Raw genomic sequence first — 17,661 nt, forward strand, 5'->3', positions numbered from 1 at the left:
TTATTTTTCTTTGCAGTATGTATGTAGAACACAAAGGCGCGCGCATTTTTTATGAAGTTGAAGGCACAGGAAATGCCCTCGTTTTGCTTCATGGCTTTTTAGAAAATTCAACCATGTGGAAATCATTAATTCCTTCACTTTCAAAGAGAAATAAAGTCATTTCGATTGATTTATTAGGTCATGGAAAATCAGATTGTTTAGGATATGTGCATTCCATGGAATTGTTTTCAGAGACCATTGAAGCCGTTTTAAAACATCTAAAAATCAGAAAATGTACGCTTATTGGGCATTCTTTAGGAGGTTATGTTGCATTGGCTTTTGTAGATAAAAATCCCGCAAAAGTTAAAGGATTGTGCTTGCTAAATTCCACTTCAAACGAAGATTCTGAAGAGCGAAAAGACATCAGAACAAGAGCCAATAAAATGGTGCAAACCAATTTTGAAAGTATGGTGAAATTGTCGATTTCAAATTTGTTTTATCAAGAAAATATTTCACTTTTCACCTCAGAAATTGAAATCCTGAAAAAAGAAGCACTTACCACTTCTTTGCAAGGATATATGGCTGCGCAAGAAGGCATGAAAATAAGACCCAATAGAAATCATGTTTTAAAAAATGCTCAATTTAAAAAACTATTGATTATTGGTGAAAAAGATCCTGTATTGGATTCCAAAATTTCTATAGAAGAAGCAGAAAAAACCAATACCAATTTTGTTATTTTATCTGGTGGACACATGAATTATGTGGAAAATTCAGCCGAACTTACAGATGTTTTGAAAACTTTTTTGACACAAAAAGGCTAGCTATTTTTCAACGCATTCCAACCTTGTGCTTTCAATGGAATTTCTTGTCCTCCTCTTGTAATCAACTCCAACCCTTGACTTTTTTCGGTAATATGACCAATTATTGAAAAATTTGGATTCCCTTTTATCTTCTCGTAATCATCAATTGGAACTGTAAAAAGGAGTTCATAATCTTCACCTCCACTCAATGCAATCGTTGTTGAATCCAATTCAAATTCTTCGCAAGTGCTAATAACTTGTGGATCTAAAGGCAATTTATCTTCGTAAATTTTGCATCCTACATTGCTTTGTGTGCAAATATGAAAAAGTTCTGATGAAATTCCGTCAGAAACATCAATCATTGAAGTTGGTTTTACTTGCAATTCTTTTAACAGTCCAGGAATATCTTTACGCGCTTCTGGTTTTAATTGACGCTCAATTAAATACGTATAATTGTCTAAATCTGGCTGATTTTGAGGATTGATTTGAAAGACTTGTTTTTCTCTTTCCAAGACTTGTAAACCTAAATATGCTGCGCCAATATCGCCTGTAAGCACAATCAAATCTGTAGGTTTTGCACCATCTCTAAAAACAATATCTTCTTTAGCTGCTTTTCCAATTGCGGTTATTGACAGCAACATTCCTTTGGTTGATGAAGTGGTATCTCCACCAATCAAATCAATTTTATAAGTTTCACAAGCTAACTGAATTCCTGCATACAATTCTTCAATAGCCTCTAATGGAAACCTGTTAGAAACAGCTAACGAAACTGTAATTTGTTCCGCAACTGCATTCATCGCATAAATATCAGACAAATTGACCATCACAGCTTTGTATCCCAAATGTTTTAAGGGCATGTAACTCAAATCAAAATGAACGCCTTCAATCAACAAATCTGTTGAAATAAGGGTTTGTTTTTGTGATGCATCCAAAACTGCAGCATCATCTCCAATAGCTTTTATAGTGGATGCATTAGAAATGGTAAAATATTTTGTAATGTGGTTGATGAGTCCAAATTCGCCCAAATCAGCCAACGATGTTCTATTTTGATTTTTATCTTCTAACATGTTGCAAAAATAGCAAGTTCTTTGCTTTTAATAGTTTTTTTATGCTTGAAATTTGAGAAACTCATTTTTTTATGGAGACTTTTTTTTATGATTAATTAAGTACATTTGTTGGAAAGCATTTGAGGATTTAAAAAACAACTTATGAGAAAATTATTGATAGTATGTAGCATTATTTTACTGATTTCTTGTTCAAAAGAAGAAGTCAATAATGATATTGATACTGATGGAATTGCAAATAATATTGATAATTGTTTTCAAATTGCAAATCCAAATCAACAAGATACTGATGGAGATGGAATTGGTGATGCTTGTGATGATTTTAATGATTCTGACAAAGATGGCATTGCAGATGAAATAGATAATTGCCCTCAAATTGCAAATCCGAATCAAGAAGATACAGATGGAGATGGTTTTGGCGATGTTTGCGATACAACTCCTGCTAACAAAGTGCCTTGTGTTAATGGATTTGCAGGAAATTTTCCTTGTAAAGAGTATGATTTATTGTTACACATTCCTTTGTCTACTTTTAATGCAAGTTCTGGAAATGATTCTTGGGGTTGGACAGATACCAGAAACAATCGTGAATATGCCATAATAGGTCTGAATAATGGAACTGCATTTGTTGATATTACTGATACAGAAAATCCTGTTTATCTAGGAAAATTACCAACAGCCACTGTAAATAGTGATTGGCGAGACGTAAAAGTATATAACAATTATGCATTTATAGTCAGTGAAGCTACTAACCACGGAATGCAAGTTTTTGATTTAACAAAATTGAGATCAGTAACAAATCCTCCACAAAATTTTTCAGCGGAAACAACTTTTACAGGTTTTGGAAGTGCGCACAATATCGTTATCAATGATTCAAAAGGATATGCGTATCCTGTTGGAACATCTAGAAGTGGCCCTTTTGCAGGCGGACCTTTGTTTATCAACATTCAAAATCCATTAAATCCTATTGACGAAGGTGGATTTAGAAACTATAGTCATGATGCTCAAGTGGTTACTTATAATGGTCCAGATACAGAACATGTTGGAAAAGAAATATTGATTGGAAGCAATGAAACCGAAATTGTCATTGTAGATATTACTAACAAATCAAATCCTATCAAACTTTCTGATATCAATTATTCGAATGTAGGATATGTACATCAAGGTTGGTTTTCTCAAGATATGCGCTATTTTTTATTGGGAGATGAATTGGATGAATTTCGTTTTGGAAATAAAACAAGAACCGTTATTTTTGATTTTTCTGATTTGGACAATCCCAAATTTCATTTTGATTATTTTGGACCAACAGACGCCATTGATCACAATGGATATGTGAAAAATAATACTTTTTATTTGGCAAATTATACTGCAGGCGTCAGAATGATTGACATCACAAATATTGGGAATAAAAGCATTACTGAAATCGGTTTTTTTGATACCTATCCAACAAACAATATTGCTGGATTTAATGGTGCATGGAGTGTTTATCCCTATTTTGAAAGTGGAAATATTGTGATTAGTGATATTGATAATGGTTTGTTTATCATCAAAAAATCCAATTAATGTTTCGTGATTCATGAAAAAATGCTGGTTCTTTTTGGTGCTTATTTCCCTCTCCAATTGCTCTAAAAATGATGGCATTATTTTTCCTGAAATAGACTCAAATCTTACTAAAACTGAACTCATAAAAACCTTTGGAGGAACTAAAAATGATAGTTTTCAGTCTGTTGTCAATACCACAGATGGAGGTTATGCCATTTTAGGATTTACACAAAGCAATGATTTTGACATTTCCGATAAAACTGATGAAAGCTTTGATTTTTGGCTGTTAAAATTTTCCGCAGACGATGTCTTGTTGTGGAGCAAAACTTTTGGAGGTTCAGAGGATGATAGAGGAGCAGACCTCATTGCCACCAATGATGGTGGTTTTGCGCTTTTTGGATTTAGCAAAAGCACCAATGGAAATCTAACAGAAAATGCTGGAAATCAAGATTTTTGGATCATAAAAACCTCGTCAATTGGCGATATTTCTTGGCAAAAAACATTCGGTTTTTCTGGGGCAGATGTTGGTACATCATTGATTCAAACAACTGATAATGGGTTTTTAATTATAGGTGTTTTAGATGTGACTGCTTCTGGAGGTCAAGGAAATAAAACAGCTCAAAAACATGCAGGTGGTGATGTTTGGGCGATAAAATTGGATGCTTCTGGAAACAAAGAATGGCAAAATTATTTTGGCGGAACAAATACTGACACTCCTTTTGGAATCGAAGAAACGGATGACAATTCGTTTATAATTATTGCATCTTCAGACAGCAATGACTTTAATATCACCAACAATAAAGGGCAATATGATTTCTGGATTCTAAAAATTGCTAGTGATGGAACTCTCATTTGGCAAAAAAACTTTGGTGGATCAGAAATTGAAGAACCTAGAGGAATTTGCAAAACCAATGATGGCAATTTTTTGATTGTTGGAGACACTCGCAGTTCAGATCAGGATATTTCTAAAAATAATGGTGCTGCAGATATTTGGTTGATAAAAATATCTCCTGAAGGAGAATTGTTATGGGAAAAAACAGTTGGTGGAAGTAGTTTTGATGCAGCAAGAGCTATTTTTAAATCTAAAAAAAATGGGTATTTCATTGCTGGAAATTCAAGAAGTTCAAACAATGGATTTGAAAATAAAGGTCAAAATGATGCTTGGATTTTGAAAATTGATGAATTGGGAAATCTCGTTTGGCAAAAATTTATAGGTGGCTCTGAAAATGATTTTTTGTTTGATATTACTGAACTTTCAAACAATTCAATCATTGCCGTTGGCGAAAGTTATAGTGAAAATCAAGATATTACTGAAAATAAAGGATTTTCTGATGCGTTATTGATAAAAATAAAATGAAATTTATGAAAAAAATAATGTCTTTTTGTGTTGGCCTTTTTTTGCTGTTGGGATGTGAAAAAAAAGACTGTTGTACCAATTTAGAACCCATTACAGTTACACTACAATTTACTCACAATTGGGATGGAATTCCCATAAATTCAAGTGATTTTACTACTTTCAAATTCACAACTGAACATGGAGAACAAATCAGTATTGAGCAATTGAGATATCTCGTGTCGAGAATAAAAATTGGTAATTTTGAAAAAAACTATCAATTGATAAATGTTGGCGAAAACACAGGTCTTGAATTAGTAATACCCCAAATTCCACAAGGAAATCAATTTCTAAAATTTACTTTTGGATTTACTGATGCTGACAATATTGATGGCATTTATCCCGATTTGAATTCTACATCATTCAATGTTCCAATGATGATGGGAGGAGGATATCATTACATGCAATTTGACGGAAAATACAAAGACTCAAACAATCAAAATGCAAATTTTAACTACCACACAATCAGAGCTGTAAATATGTCAAATCCAATGAATTTGATTTTGGAAGACACTTCTTTTGAAGTTGAAATTGGCACTTTCGAGTTGTCAAAAAACACCACCATCGAAATCAAAATGAATGTGGCAGAGTGGTTTAAAAACCCGAATTTATGGGATTTAAATGTGTTAAATTCGGTTTTAATGCCCAATTTTGATGCTCAAAAAATGATGAGTGAAAATGGTAGAAATGTGTTTTCTGTAGGTACAATTTCAAATTAAGAATGAACAAAAATTGGATTTTCATTACTGCTTTTTTTCTTTTGATGAATTGCTCCTCAAAAGAGGAAGAATTGTATCTTCCAATAACCTATAATTTAGAAATTCCTTCGCTTTTTTCAGAAAAATTGATTGCGCCAGTTATTCCTGCAAACAATCCTTTAACACAAGAAGGTGTTGCCCTTGGAAAAAAATTATTTTTCGAAAAATTACTTTCAGGCGATAATTCACAATCTTGTGCTTCTTGTCACAATCCACAAAATGCTTTTTCAGATTCGCAACAATTTAGTGTTGGAATTGACGGAAAGAAAGGAATCAGAAATGCCATGCCTTTGTTCAATTTAGCTTGGAATTTTGACGAACTTTTTAATTGGGATGGAAGCGAATTTAGTTTAGAAAATCAAGCTTTTGAGCCTGTAAGAAATCCTATTGAAATGCATGCAACTTGGAAAAATGTCGCTCAAAAGTTGCAAAATCATCCTGAATACCCAACGTTATTTAAACTTGCTTTTGGAACTTCAACTATTGATTCTGTCTTAATTACCAAAGCAATTGCACAATTTGAAAGAACATTAATTTCAGGAAACTCAAAATTTGACCGATTTTTACGAGGAGAAACCTCTTTAACTCCTGAAGAAGAAAGCGGTTTTAATGTTTTTATGGACGAAGCAAAAGGCGATTGTTTTCACTGTCATGGAAGCAATAACAATCCACTTTGGACTGATAATTTGTTCCATAATAACGGTTTAGATACAAATTTTACTGATTTGGGTTTGGGTGCAAAAACAGGAGATCCTAAAGATAATGGGAAATTCAAATCGCCATCCATCAGAAATTTAGCGTTTACAGCACCTTATATGCATGATGGACGATTTGCTACTTTAGAAGAGGTGATCAATCATTATTCTGAAGGATTACGATTTTCTTCAACAATTGATCCTTTAATGAAAAAGGTTTCGCAAGGTGGCGTGCAATTAACAACCAAAGACAAAGCAGATTTAAAAGCGTTCTTGCTCACTTTGTCAGATTTTGAGTTTATCAACAATCCCAATTTTAAGAATCCATAAGAAAAATCAATAGTTTTATTAGTGTTGATAATAAATTATTAACATTTTTAAACAGGAATTGTAATATATTTGCAGTCAATTTAGATTTAATCTATTTAAGTTTATGATAAAAGTTTCAGACACAGCAAAAAAGAAAGTCATTGAATTAATGACCGAAGATGGCTTTGATGCCTCAAAAGATTTTGTAAGAGTTGGAGTAAAAAGTGGTGGTTGTTCTGGGTTGTCATACAATTTAACTTTTGACAACAAACAACAAGAGAATGACAAAGTTTTTGAAGAGAATGACGTTAAAATCATTGTTGACAAAAAAAGTTTTCTCTATCTGGTTGGCACTACTTTAGAATATTCTGGAGGTTTAAATGGAAAAGGATTTGTGTTCAATAACCCAAATGCGAATAGAACTTGTGGTTGTGGAGAGAGTTTTTCTCTGTAAAATGCCCATCCCAACCTTCCCAAAGGGAAGGAGTAAAAAAGAAAAATTATGAAGTATACTGAAGACGATTTAAAAGAAGAATTAAAAACCAAACAATATGAATATGGTTTTTATACGGATATAGAAAGCGAAACTTTCGCAAAAGGATTGAATGAAGACGTTGTTCGTGCCATTTCTAAAAAGAAAAACGAACCTGAATGGATGACCAATTGGCGATTAGAAGCCTATCGTGGTTGGACAAAAATGAAAGAACCTGAATGGGCAAACGTGAAATACCAAAAACCTAATTTTCAAGAAATTGCCTATTATTCTGCCCCAAAAAAGAAGCCAAAATTAAATTCCATTGACGAAGTTGATCCAGAAATGTTGGCAACTTTCGAAAAGTTAGGAATTTCATTGGCTGAACAGAAACGTTTGGCAAATGTGGCTGTTGATATTGTCATGGATTCTGTTTCTGTAGCCACAACTTTCAAAAAAACATTGGCAGAAAAAGGCATTATTTTTATGCCAATTTCCGAAGCAATTCAGGAATATCCTGAATTGGTAAAAAAATACATGGGTTCAGTTGTGCCAACTACAGATAACTTTTATGCGGCTTTAAATTCGGCTGTTTTTTCTGATGGATCTTTTTGTTACATCCCAAAAGGCGTAAAATGTCCTATGGAATTGTCAACGTATTTTAGAATCAATGAAGGTGGAACAGGTCAATTTGAAAGAACCTTAGTCATTGCTGATAAAGGAAGTTATGTGTCTTATTTAGAGGGCTGTACAGCTCCTCAAAGGGATGAAAATCAGTTGCATGCTGCAGTTGTGGAATTGATTGCTTTGGATGATGCAGAAATCAAATATTCAACCGTTCAAAATTGGTTTCCTGGTGATGCAAATGGAAAAGGTGGTGTTTTTAACTTCGTAACCAAAAGAGGTTTGTGCGAAACAAATGCCAAAATTTCTTGGACTCAAGTAGAAACTGGCTCTGCAATCACATGGAAATATCCAAGTTGTATTTTGAAAGGAAACAATTCAGTTGGAGAATTTTATTCAATTGCAGTAACCAATCATTTTCAACAAGCAGATACTGGCACAAAAATGATTCACTTAGGAAAAAACACCAAATCAACAATTATTTCAAAAGGAATTTCTGCAGGAAAATCTCAAAATAGTTATCGTGGTTTGGTTCAGATAAATTCAAGAGCGGAAAATGCTCGGAATTTTTCACAATGTGATTCTTTATTGATGGGCAATGAATGTGGTGCGCATACGTTTCCATACATTGAAGTAAAAAATAATACCGCGCAAATTGAGCACGAAGCAACCACAAGTAAAATTGGTGAAGATCAATTATTTTATTGCAATCAACGTGGCATTGATACTGAAAAAGCAATTGCGCTCATTGTAAACGGATTTAGTAAAGAAGTGCTCAATAAACTACCAATGGAATTTGCTGTAGAAGCTCAAAAATTATTAGAAATTTCTTTAGAAGGCTCTGTGGGATAAAACATCCTTTAGAATTTTAATAAAACAAATTATGAAAAAATTATTGATTCTTTTTTTTGCAATTGGAATCGTAAGTTGCAAAAACACTGAAAAAAAATCAGCAGAAAATAGCAAACCAGAAGTTAAAATCTATCAATTAGTTGGGGGTTCCATTTTGGTAAAAAAATTAGAAGTTTTTTCTCAAGATACTACGTATACAGGTCAGTCAAAACAATTTACGGATGCTTATTATGTAATTTCTCATCCAAAAGGAAATTTAATGTGGGATGCAGGTTTGCCTGAACAATTGGTGATTCCTGAGCCTTATGATGAGCCAAGTGGCGTTTATAGAATTCAACGTCCAGATTCTTTGGTAAATCAGTTAAAATCTATCGGATTTAAAATAGAAGATTTTCAATATTTTGCCATGTCACACTCTCATTTTGATCATACAGGACATGCAAATTACATGAAAAATGCTACTTGGATTGTGCAAGAAAACGAATACAATTCAGTTTTGGGTGATAGTTTAGCGCAAAAAGACGCATCAGTTGCAACATTGAAAAAAGTTAAAAAAATTACTGGAGATTATGACGTTTTTGGAGATGGAACTGTGGTTATCAAATACATGCCAGGTCATACCATTGGTCATCAAGTGTTGTATGTTGAAGTTTCTGGATTGGAAAAACCGATTTTATTAACGGGAGATTTGTATCATTTTGAAGAAAATAGAAAAAATAAAGGAGTTCCATCATTCAATTATGATGTAAAACAAACATTGGAAAGTATGGAGAAATTTGAAGCTTTTGCAAAAGAAAAAAATGCAGAAGTCATCATTCAGCATTCACCAAAAGATTTTCAAAAATTAGAAAAATTATTAAACAAATAAATTTGTGTCATGATTTTAAAAATCAACAATTTACATTCAGAAGTAGCAGGAAAATCAATCTTAAAAGGATTGAATATTGAAGTAAAAGCAGGAGAAGTTCATGCAATTATGGGTCCAAATGGTGCCGGAAAAAGTACGCTTGCCAATATTATTGCTGGTAGAGAAGACTATGAAGTTACCCAAGGAACCATTGAATTAAATGGCGAAGACATTAGCGAATTGGCTCCTGAAGAAAGAGCACATGCTGGCGTGTTTTTATCGTTTCAATATCCTGTTGAAATTCCTGGAGTTTCTGTAACCAATTTTATAAAAACGGCTATCAACGAAAATAGAAAAGCAAGAGGTTTGGAAGACATGCCTGCAAAAGATATGTTGCAAAAAATCCGTGAAAAATCAGAATTGTTAGAAATTGATCGTAAATTTTTATCTCGTTCTTTAAATGAAGGTTTTTCTGGTGGTGAGAAAAAAAGAAACGAAATTTTCCAAATGGCAATGTTAGAGCCAAAATTAGCGATTCTTGATGAAACAGATTCTGGTTTGGATATTGACGCTTTGAGAATCGTTGCAAATGGCGTAAACAAGCTAAAATCTAAAGACAATGCTGTAATTGTAATTACACATTACCAACGCTTGTTAGATTATATCGTTCCTGATTTTGTGCATGTTTTATACGATGGAAAAATCGTAAAATCAGGTGATGCTTCTTTGGCTTTAGAACTAGAAGCAAAAGGATATGATTGGATAAAGCAGGAATTGGTAAGCTAAAATTGAATTCAAAATTCAAAATTTGTAATTCAAAGTTGAAAAACTTTGAATTCTGAACTTTGAACTTTAAACTAAAAAAAATGGAATTAAAAGATAAAATACTCTCTTCATACGTGGCTTTTGAAAACGAAATGGACATGAATTCTGACATTCATGAAATTCGTACAAAAGCATTTGAAAACTTTGAGAAATTGGGTTTTCCAACAAAAAAATTGGAGGCTTGGAAATACACTTCTTTAAATCCTATATTAAAAAATGATTTTTGTATTCTTCCAAATAAAGAGGTTTCTGTTGATTTGGCAGAAGTAAGAAAATATTTTATTTCTGATATAGATTCTTATAAAGTTATTTTTATTGACGGAAAATACAGCTCATTCTTATCAGAAACAACGCATGATACCATTGATGTTTGCTTGATGTCTGCAGCTTTAACAAAGCCAAAATACAAAGTTGTTATTGAAAATTATTTCAATAAAATAGCAAAACAGGACAACCTGACTTCTTTGAACACCGCTTTTGCAAAAGAAGGTGCTTACATTTATATTCCAAAAAATGTGGAAGTTCAAAAACCAATTCAAATTATCAATTTGACAACGGGTGCTGAAATTGCAACCATGATGCAACCTAGAAATCTGATTGTTGTTGAAGAAAATGCACATGTTCAAATCATTGAACGTCATCAAAGTTTAAACTCAAATGCGGTTTTATCAAATGTAGTTACAGAAGTTTTCGTGGGAAGAAATGCGACTGTTGATTATTACAAAATCCAAAATGATAATTTGAATGCATCTTTGGTTGATAACACCTATATTGAACAAAAAACAAATAGTGAAGTATCCGTTCATACCTTTTCTTTTGGTGGAAATATCACCAGAAACAACTTAAATTTTTATCAAAGAGGAGAACATATCAACTCGATTTTGAAAGGAATCACCATTATTGAAGAAAAACAACATGTGGATCATCACACTTTGGTGCATCATATTGAACCAAATTGCGAAAGTCATCAAGATTATAAAGGAATTTATGATGAGCGTTCAACAGGTGTTTTTAATGGAAAAGTAATTGTTGAAAAAGAAGCACAAAAAACGAATGCTTATCAACAAAACAATAATGTTTTGGTAAGTGATAAAGCTACTGTAAATGCGAAACCTCAACTTGAAATTTTTGCTGATGATGTAAAATGTTCACATGGTTGTACCATTGGTCAATTGGATGATGATGCATTATTTTACATGCAACAACGTGGAATTCCGAAAAAAGAAGGAAAAGCATTATTGATGTATGCCTTTGCAAATACGGTTTTAGACAGCGTAAAAATCCCAGAAGTTAAAAAGAGAATTACAAAATTAATTGCACAAAAACTGAAAGTAAATATTGGTTTTGATTTGTAAATCGTTGTTTTTTAATAATTTAAAAAACGCAACTAATCCCAAAATTTCGGTATTAATTGCGTTTTTTGTAACCATAAAAGTTTCGTTTTAACTCACTTACAACTAATTTATCAACATAAAATAAATTGAATATTTGTTTTGAGTTTTTTTAAATCTTCAAATTTTAATCATTCCAAAATAGTTGTGCAATTTCAAAATTAATGATAGTGTAATTTCAAAGTTAATTATTATTCAATTTCAAAGTTAATTATAGTGTAATTTCAATATTATTTATATATTTGTTTGATAATAAATGATTTATGAGATTAAACAGAAAGATAAAATACGAAATGGATATCTATAAAAATAAATATCCTATTTTGGCTTTAACTGGCCCAAGGCAATCAGGGAAAACTACATTTTTACAAACCCATTTTTCAGATTATACGTATGTAAATTTAGAAAATTTAGACATCAGAAAATTTGCAACAGATGATCCAAATGGTTTTCTAAAACAATATGATAAATACGTAATTTTTGATGAAGCGCAACGTGCTCCTGAATTGTTTTCATATTTACAAACCAAAGTAGATGAAGACAAAATTATGGGACAATACATTTTGTCTGGTTCACAAAATTTTCATCTGATGCAAAATATTACTCAAAGTTTAGCTGGCAGAGTCGCTTTGTTTAAATTATTACCTTTTGATGTTTCAGAAATGCAAGAGGCAAATTGGCTTGATGATGATTTTGCGGTAAATCTTCAAAAAGGATTTTATCCTGCTATTTATGACAGGGATATTTCATCCAAAGTTTTTTATTCAAATTACATTCAAACCTATGTAGAACGTGATTTATCTGAACTGATGAATGTGAAAGATTTAAAACAATTTCGGAATTTTATTTCTCTTTGTGCTGCAAGAGCAGGGCAGTTACTAAATTTGAATTCCCTTGCAAACGAATGTGGAATTTCGCAACCAACAGCAAAATCTTGGATTTCTGTGTTAGAAAGTAGTTATATTGTGTATCAACTGCAACCTTATTTTTCTAATTTCAATAAACGTGTTACAAAAACTTCAAAATTGTATTTTTACGATACTGGACTCCTCTGTTTTTTATTGAAAATAAACGATGCTGAAAGCGTAAAATTGAGTGCGCTCAAAGGAAGTCTTTTTGAAAACTATGTTATAAATGAGTTCATTAAAAAAAATTATCACCATAATTTATTGTTAGATTTTTGGTTTTGGAGAGATGCTGTAGGGCATGAAGTAGATTTGATTTGGCAAAATTCTGAACTTTTAAATTTAGTAGAAATTAAAGCATCAGAAACCATTATGACTGAAATGTTTAAAGGATTAACCTATTTTGAAAAACTAAAACCATCTTTAATTCAAAGTAAAAGCATTGTACATACTGGGCTTTTTAACCAAGAGCGAACTTTAGGTAAAGTGATGAGTTGGAGAGAAATAATTTTATAAAAGCATTATTGATGTACGCCTTTGCAAATACGGTTTTAGACAGCGTAAAAATCCCAGAAGTAAAAAAGAGAATTACAAAAATAATTGCACAAAAACTGAAAGTAAATATTGGTTTTGATTTGTAATTACATTTTTTTTGTATAAAACTAAGAAACACGCATTTAAGAAATTTTGAATGCGTGTTTTTTGTTATCTTTAAGAAAATAATTTTCCATGAACAGAACCATAAAATCAATATTATTGATTATCGGAATTGCTTTAACATTTTATGGAATTTATACATTAGTCATTCCCGAAACTCAAATTTCTATTGGAGAAATCGATTTGGTAAAAGTTCAAGATAATACAAACTCCTATATTACAATTGGAATTGGACTAGTGGCTATTGTCCTAAGTTTGATAAATCCAAAAAAATAATTTGAAAAGCTGATTTTCCTACGCTTTTTTAGTTGATTGATTGAATAATCCCACTCAAAAAAGCATTTTCATCCATCCCAGAAAGTCCCATTCTAACCACAACTAACTCTTGATCGGGCAAAATATATACACGTTGACCTTGATATCCATCAGCAAAAAACATGTTTTTAGGAACATCTTGAAACGTTGGTGTTGCATTTAGCCAAAATTGTGCGCCATACGTTCCATCTGAAGTTGGTGTTGGTGTTGCAACATAATCTGCCCAAGTTGCATCAAATAATTGTTCGCCATTCCAGTTTCCTTTGTGCAAATACAACAAGCCAAATTTCGCCCAATCTCTAGCAGTTGCCCACGCATAAGAAGATCCTACATAATTTCCTGCCAAATCTGTTTCTAAAACCATGGAATTCATGCCAATTTTATCAATCAAATTGGTGTGCCAAAAATCCAAATATTCTTGATGCGTTTCAAATTGATTTCTGATAATTCCTGACAATAAATTCGTGGTTCCTGACGAATAGTTCCAAGAGGCATTTATCTTGCCTGAAAGAGGCTTTATTTCTTGCGCTTTTGTCATGTCTTTTTCCAAAAAAAGCATTTTGGTAACATCCGATATATTATCATAATTTTCATCCCATTCCAATCCTGAATTCATTTGTAACAAATTATGAATGGTGATGTTTTTACGAGCATCATTTTGCCAAGATTTGATAGGAGCTTTGTCTGAAACATTCAATTTTTTTTGATGTTGTAAAATTCCGAAAATGGTACTTGTGATACTTTTTGTCATTGACCAACCTAAAATTTTAGAATTTTCATCAAATCCATGATCATATTTTTCGGCAATAATTTGGTCTTTATAAATCACAACAACAGCTCTTGTTTTTTCATTTCCAAAAATTGAATTGACAGTTTCCTTCAATTGGTTATAATTTACATTTGCAAAAACAGTGTCCTTTTGGGGTGCATTTCCATAAGGAAAAGGTGTGACATTGTCAGATTTTGCTCTTTTTGGTTTCAAAAAAGGAGCATTTTCATCCTCTTCTGAAAGCGTTAAAACGGCACCCAAACCTTCTCTGTAAATGGCTTTTCGTGTCAACAATCCAAAAACTGAAGAAATCGCCATTTTATGATTATCAAGATGATCAGTTGCCACATTCACAGGCGAAAAATTATTATCTGTTGCATCCGTAAAAGCCAAACTCCTTTCTGCTAAAAAAACAGAAGAAGCAGTATTTTTTGCTGAATATCCAGCAATAATATTTAGTTTTGGATAATTCAACATCACAATCAATAAAACTGCTACTGACAGAAGTACTAAAAAACGCTTTATAATTTTCATAAAATTAGATTTTGACTATGTAAAAGTAAGAAAATGATATGGAGTTTTTGAATCGAATCAAATTTCAACCTTTATCTTTGTAATCTAAAATGATGATTATGTTCAATGTTGCTAAAATTCGTGAAGATTTTCCCATTCTGAAAAGAGTTGTCAATGGCAAACCTTTGGTTTATTTTGACAATGCTGCTACGTCTCAAACTCCGCAAATAGTGATTGATGCCATTGTAGATTATTATAGCAATTACAACGCAAATATTCACAGAGGAGTGCATACTTTAAGTCAAGAAGCTACTGATAAATACGAAGCTGCAAGAATCAAAATTCAACAGCATTTCAATGCGAAACATCCGTATGAAATCATTTTTACTTCGGGTACAACTCATGGAATCAATTTAATCGCTGCTGGATTTTCCGAAATTTTAAATCCAAATGATGAAATCATCGTTTCTGCTTTAGAACATCATTCAAATATTGTTCCTTGGCAAATGTTGTGCGAAAAAACGGGCGCTATTTTAAGGGTAATTCCTATGACTGAAATAGGAACTTTAGAAATGGAAAGGTATCATCAAATCTTGAATAAAAACACCAAATTGGTGTTTTGTAATCATGTTTCGAATGCGTTAGGAACTGTCAATCCCATCAAAGAAATTATTGATGCAGCTCACAAAGTTGGTGCAGCAGTTTTGATTGATGGAGCGCAATCAACACCTCATATTAAACCTGATTTACAAGCTTTAAATGTTGATTTTTATGTAACTTCTGCACACAAATTGTGTGGCCCAACAGGTGTTGGAATGTTGTATGGAAAACAAGCTTGGTTAGAAAAATTGCCTCCTTATCAAGGTGGAGGAGAAATGATTGAAACCGTTACTTTTCAAAAAACAACGTATGCAGGTTTGCCTCATAAATTTGAAGCAGGAACCCCAAATATTTGTGGCGGAATTGCTTTTGGAGTTGCATTAGACTATATGAATTCCATCGGATTTGAAACAATTTCAGGGTATGAACAACAACTTTTGATGTATGCCACAGAAGAATTATTGAAGATTGAAGGACTCAAAATTTATGGAACTGCTCCAGAAAAAACAGCCGTTATTTCATTCAATGTGGGTTCAATTCATCCTTATGATATAGGAACTATTCTTGATAAATTAGGAATTGCTGTAAGAACAGGTCAACATTGTACACAACCTATTATGGATTTTTATAACATTCCAGGAACAGTAAGAGCTTCATTTTCATTTTACAACACAAAAGAAGAAATTGACGTGATGATTGCCGCACTGAAAAAAGCGGTGATGATGCTTTCTTAGTTTTTAAAATTATATCTCATAAAAAAAGGTTGAGAAAATTCTCAACCTTTTTTGTTATCATTTATTTCCTTAAAATTATCTCAATGCTGGTGAGTAATTTGTTGGATAATCTCCTGCTTTTGCCAAACCATTGGTTGCTGTAGTAAAGTTTGTACCAAATTTAGCATCCATAGCAGCTAGAATTTTATTTGCCATCAACGCATATCCTCTTGCCGTTAAATGCACACCATCCAAACTGATTAAACCACCAACTACAAGTTTTGTAGTCATAGTATAACCATCAAATTTGATTCCTGTTGAGGCTTCTTCTAAAACTGCTTTAAAATCAACCAAAGCTACATTTGGATTAGAATTTGCAATGGCAGTAATTGTTGTATTATAAGCATCAGTAGCCGTTTTGATGGCTGCTTGTTCTTGTGGTGTAATTACCCAACTGTCAGCTAATGGATATGTTACGCCAATTGTATTAAATGGTGCTGGCGCTTCGTTTGTTGATGTTCCTATAACACTAGATACTGGTAAAACAAATAAATCCGAAGGTGTTGCATGTCTTGCTTGTCCATATAGATTTCCCATTAATTGTGCTTGAGGAGCTGGAACTCCAGCTTGTTGCAAAGCTCCACTAATTTGAGCAGAGAAATTAACTAAATCTTCGTCTCTAATAAGTAATTTATTATTTGACGCTGCTTGCAATAAAGTAATTCTATTAGGCTGGCCTAAAGCTGTTAAAATTTGAATCACTGGCCCTAATAATTGTGTATTAAGTTGGGTTGCAGTTGCAGCATCCAAAGGAACAGGATTGTAAGGAACTGATGTAAAATGTGCTAAATTGGTAATGTAAGGAACTGTTGCAACAACACCTTTTGCACCTCCAGATGTTAATGTAGTTACCATACTGCTAAATACTTGAGCAAATACGTTTGGATCTGTAATATCACTACCTCCATAAGTGGCAGGGTTTAAATTTCCTGTTTGATCAACACCTGATCCACCAGAAAGCGCATATCCTAACACATCATTTCCACCAATTTCAGATAAAGTGAAAAAAGTAGGTGCTTGCGCAATGGCATCTCCCAAAACAGTTGCGTTGGCACTTGATGACATTCTTGCAAAATATGGATTTGCCAATCCTAATGGAACTCCTGCAGGATTTCCATAGCCTGGTGCAACTAAATGAAAACTTTTTGCACCTGGAATACCAAAATTGTGCAATGCTCCTGTCACTTTAGTTGTCACTTCAGTTGTTGGAGTTGCTGCTAAAGTAGCAGGTCCTGAACCATTAAAAAACAACCTTGGTCCTTGTATTACATTTCCTGCAAAAAGCAACCCACCAATGTTATCATTCATCATTGGTTGATTAAAATCTGTACCAAATTTGCTTGCTAAAATATTTGGAAATGAATTTTGTTGAGCTGCAATAAACAATGCATTATCGGTAAAACCAGCTGTAAAAGAGGCACCAATTGCAACGTATTTAGAAAAATTCAATCCATTTGTATTTAATTCAACTTCTGGTACAACCACTGCTGGGATATCATCTAAATCATTGTTTACATCACATGAAATGATGGCTAATGACGCTAGAAATAATCCTATATATTTATAATTTTTCATGAATAA

Annotated in this window: 16 protein-coding genes; 13 read left to right on the forward strand and 3 right to left on the reverse strand. The window is 32.7% G+C overall.

Going from position 1 to position 17,661, the window contains the following annotated elements; all coding sequences use genetic code 11:
- Positions 1-17 precede the first annotated feature (17 nt).
- Positions 18-800 (forward strand): alpha/beta fold hydrolase, encoded by a 783-nt coding sequence (locus tag IU405_RS06595; protein ID WP_197437818.1) that lies wholly within the window; start codon positions 18-20, stop codon positions 798-800.
- Here the strand turns inward: IU405_RS06595 and thiL are convergent.
- Complete coding sequence (gene thiL, locus IU405_RS06600; protein ID WP_197437819.1) at positions 797-1,846, reverse strand: thiamine-phosphate kinase; 1,050 nt, start codon at positions 1,844-1,846, stop codon at positions 797-799. The genes IU405_RS06595 and thiL overlap by 4 nt on opposite strands.
- 141 nt (positions 1,847-1,987) lie before the next feature.
- On the opposite strand from thiL, the gene IU405_RS06605 reads away from it, so the two are divergent.
- The 11 genes from IU405_RS06605 (at position 1,988) to IU405_RS06655 (ending at position 13,386) form a co-directional block, all read left to right on the forward strand.
- Positions 1,988-3,403, forward strand: a complete 1,416-nt coding sequence (locus IU405_RS06605; protein ID WP_197437820.1) for a choice-of-anchor B family protein — start codon at positions 1,988-1,990, stop codon at positions 3,401-3,403.
- A gap of 13 nt (positions 3,404-3,416) precedes the next feature.
- A complete protein-coding gene (locus IU405_RS06610) occupies positions 3,417-4,739 on the forward strand; it encodes a hypothetical protein (protein ID WP_197437821.1) in 1,323 nt (440 codons plus the stop codon).
- A 5-nt stretch (positions 4,740-4,744) separates the two neighbouring features.
- Positions 4,745-5,494, forward strand: a complete 750-nt coding sequence (locus IU405_RS06615; RefSeq protein ID WP_197437822.1) for an MbnP family protein — start codon at positions 4,745-4,747, stop codon at positions 5,492-5,494.
- Positions 5,495-5,496: 2 nt separating this feature from the next.
- Positions 5,497-6,558, forward strand: a complete 1,062-nt coding sequence (locus tag IU405_RS06620) for a cytochrome-c peroxidase (protein WP_197437823.1) — start codon at positions 5,497-5,499, stop codon at positions 6,556-6,558.
- A gap of 103 nt (positions 6,559-6,661) precedes the next feature.
- Positions 6,662-6,991: a HesB/IscA family protein gene (locus IU405_RS06625; RefSeq protein WP_197437824.1), complete on the forward strand. Its 330-nt coding sequence runs from the start codon at positions 6,662-6,664 to the stop codon at positions 6,989-6,991.
- Positions 6,992-7,039: 48 nt separating this feature from the next.
- On the forward strand, positions 7,040-8,485 hold the full coding sequence (sufB, locus tag IU405_RS06630) for a Fe-S cluster assembly protein SufB (RefSeq protein WP_197437825.1): 1,446 nt from the start codon (positions 7,040-7,042) through the stop codon (positions 8,483-8,485).
- Positions 8,486-8,516: 31 nt separating this feature from the next.
- Entirely contained in the window at positions 8,517-9,353 is an 837-nt protein-coding gene (locus IU405_RS06635) for an N-acyl homoserine lactonase family protein (RefSeq protein ID WP_197437826.1), read from the forward strand.
- A 12-nt stretch (positions 9,354-9,365) separates the two neighbouring features.
- Positions 9,366-10,118, forward strand: coding sequence for a Fe-S cluster assembly ATPase SufC (gene sufC, locus IU405_RS06640; protein ID WP_197438018.1), 753 nt, complete (start codon positions 9,366-9,368; stop codon positions 10,116-10,118).
- A gap of 80 nt (positions 10,119-10,198) precedes the next feature.
- Positions 10,199-11,512 (forward strand): Fe-S cluster assembly protein SufD, encoded by a 1,314-nt coding sequence (sufD, locus tag IU405_RS06645; RefSeq protein ID WP_197437827.1) that lies wholly within the window; start codon positions 10,199-10,201, stop codon positions 11,510-11,512.
- Positions 11,513-11,811: 299 nt separating this feature from the next.
- Entirely contained in the window at positions 11,812-12,969 is a 1,158-nt protein-coding gene (locus tag IU405_RS06650) for an ATP-binding protein (RefSeq protein WP_197437828.1), read from the forward strand.
- Positions 12,970-13,182: 213 nt separating this feature from the next.
- Positions 13,183-13,386 carry a hypothetical protein gene (locus IU405_RS06655; protein ID WP_197437829.1) on the forward strand — a complete coding sequence of 68 codons (204 nt, stop codon included), beginning with the start codon at positions 13,183-13,185 and terminating at the stop codon, positions 13,384-13,386.
- A gap of 28 nt (positions 13,387-13,414) precedes the next feature.
- Here the strand turns inward: IU405_RS06655 and IU405_RS06660 are convergent, their stop codons facing one another.
- A complete protein-coding gene (locus tag IU405_RS06660; RefSeq protein WP_197437830.1) occupies positions 13,415-14,728 on the reverse strand; it encodes a serine hydrolase domain-containing protein in 1,314 nt (437 codons plus the stop codon).
- A gap of 98 nt (positions 14,729-14,826) precedes the next feature.
- On the opposite strand from IU405_RS06660, the gene IU405_RS06665 reads away from it, so the two are divergent.
- The gene (locus tag IU405_RS06665; RefSeq protein WP_197437831.1) at positions 14,827-16,041 is read left to right on the forward strand and encodes an aminotransferase class V-fold PLP-dependent enzyme; all 1,215 of its coding nucleotides are present in this window, start codon (positions 14,827-14,829) and stop codon (positions 16,039-16,041) included.
- Positions 16,042-16,116: 75 nt separating this feature from the next.
- Here IU405_RS06665 and IU405_RS06670 read toward each other — a convergent pair whose 3' ends face one another.
- Positions 16,117-17,655 carry a G-D-S-L family lipolytic protein gene (locus IU405_RS06670; RefSeq protein ID WP_197437832.1) on the reverse strand — a complete coding sequence of 513 codons (1,539 nt, stop codon included), beginning with the start codon at positions 17,653-17,655 and terminating at the stop codon, positions 16,117-16,119.
- Positions 17,656-17,661 lie beyond the last annotated feature (6 nt).

It is taken from the genome of Polaribacter sp. BAL334 (genome assembly GCF_015767435.1).
Classification (GTDB): domain Bacteria; phylum Bacteroidota; class Bacteroidia; order Flavobacteriales; family Flavobacteriaceae; genus Polaribacter.

Excerpts from the sequence above, each read along its gene's own strand:
- IU405_RS06595 (WP_197437818.1), top strand. The coding sequence starts at position 18 with ATGTATGTAGAACACAAAGGCGCGCGCATTTTTTATGAAGTTGAAGGC.
- thiL (WP_197437819.1), bottom strand. The coding sequence starts at position 1,846 with ATGTTAGAAGATAAAAATCAAAATAGAACATCGTTGGCTGATTTGGGC.
- IU405_RS06605 (WP_197437820.1), top strand. The coding sequence starts at position 1,988 with ATGAGAAAATTATTGATAGTATGTAGCATTATTTTACTGATTTCTTGT.
- IU405_RS06610 (WP_197437821.1), top strand. The coding sequence starts at position 3,417 with ATGAAAAAATGCTGGTTCTTTTTGGTGCTTATTTCCCTCTCCAATTGC.
- IU405_RS06615 (WP_197437822.1), top strand. The coding sequence starts at position 4,745 with ATGAAAAAAATAATGTCTTTTTGTGTTGGCCTTTTTTTGCTGTTGGGA.
- IU405_RS06620 (WP_197437823.1), top strand. The coding sequence starts at position 5,497 with ATGAACAAAAATTGGATTTTCATTACTGCTTTTTTTCTTTTGATGAAT.
- IU405_RS06625 (WP_197437824.1), top strand. The coding sequence starts at position 6,662 with ATGATAAAAGTTTCAGACACAGCAAAAAAGAAAGTCATTGAATTAATG.
- sufB (WP_197437825.1), top strand. The coding sequence starts at position 7,040 with ATGAAGTATACTGAAGACGATTTAAAAGAAGAATTAAAAACCAAACAA.
- IU405_RS06635 (WP_197437826.1), top strand. The coding sequence starts at position 8,517 with ATGAAAAAATTATTGATTCTTTTTTTTGCAATTGGAATCGTAAGTTGC.
- sufD (WP_197437827.1), top strand. The coding sequence starts at position 10,199 with ATGGAATTAAAAGATAAAATACTCTCTTCATACGTGGCTTTTGAAAAC.
- IU405_RS06650 (WP_197437828.1), top strand. The coding sequence starts at position 11,812 with ATGAGATTAAACAGAAAGATAAAATACGAAATGGATATCTATAAAAAT.
- IU405_RS06655 (WP_197437829.1), top strand. The coding sequence starts at position 13,183 with ATGAACAGAACCATAAAATCAATATTATTGATTATCGGAATTGCTTTA.
- IU405_RS06660 (WP_197437830.1), bottom strand. The coding sequence starts at position 14,728 with ATGAAAATTATAAAGCGTTTTTTAGTACTTCTGTCAGTAGCAGTTTTA.
- IU405_RS06665 (WP_197437831.1), top strand. The coding sequence starts at position 14,827 with ATGTTCAATGTTGCTAAAATTCGTGAAGATTTTCCCATTCTGAAAAGA.
- IU405_RS06670 (WP_197437832.1), bottom strand. The coding sequence starts at position 17,655 with ATGAAAAATTATAAATATATAGGATTATTTCTAGCGTCATTAGCCATC.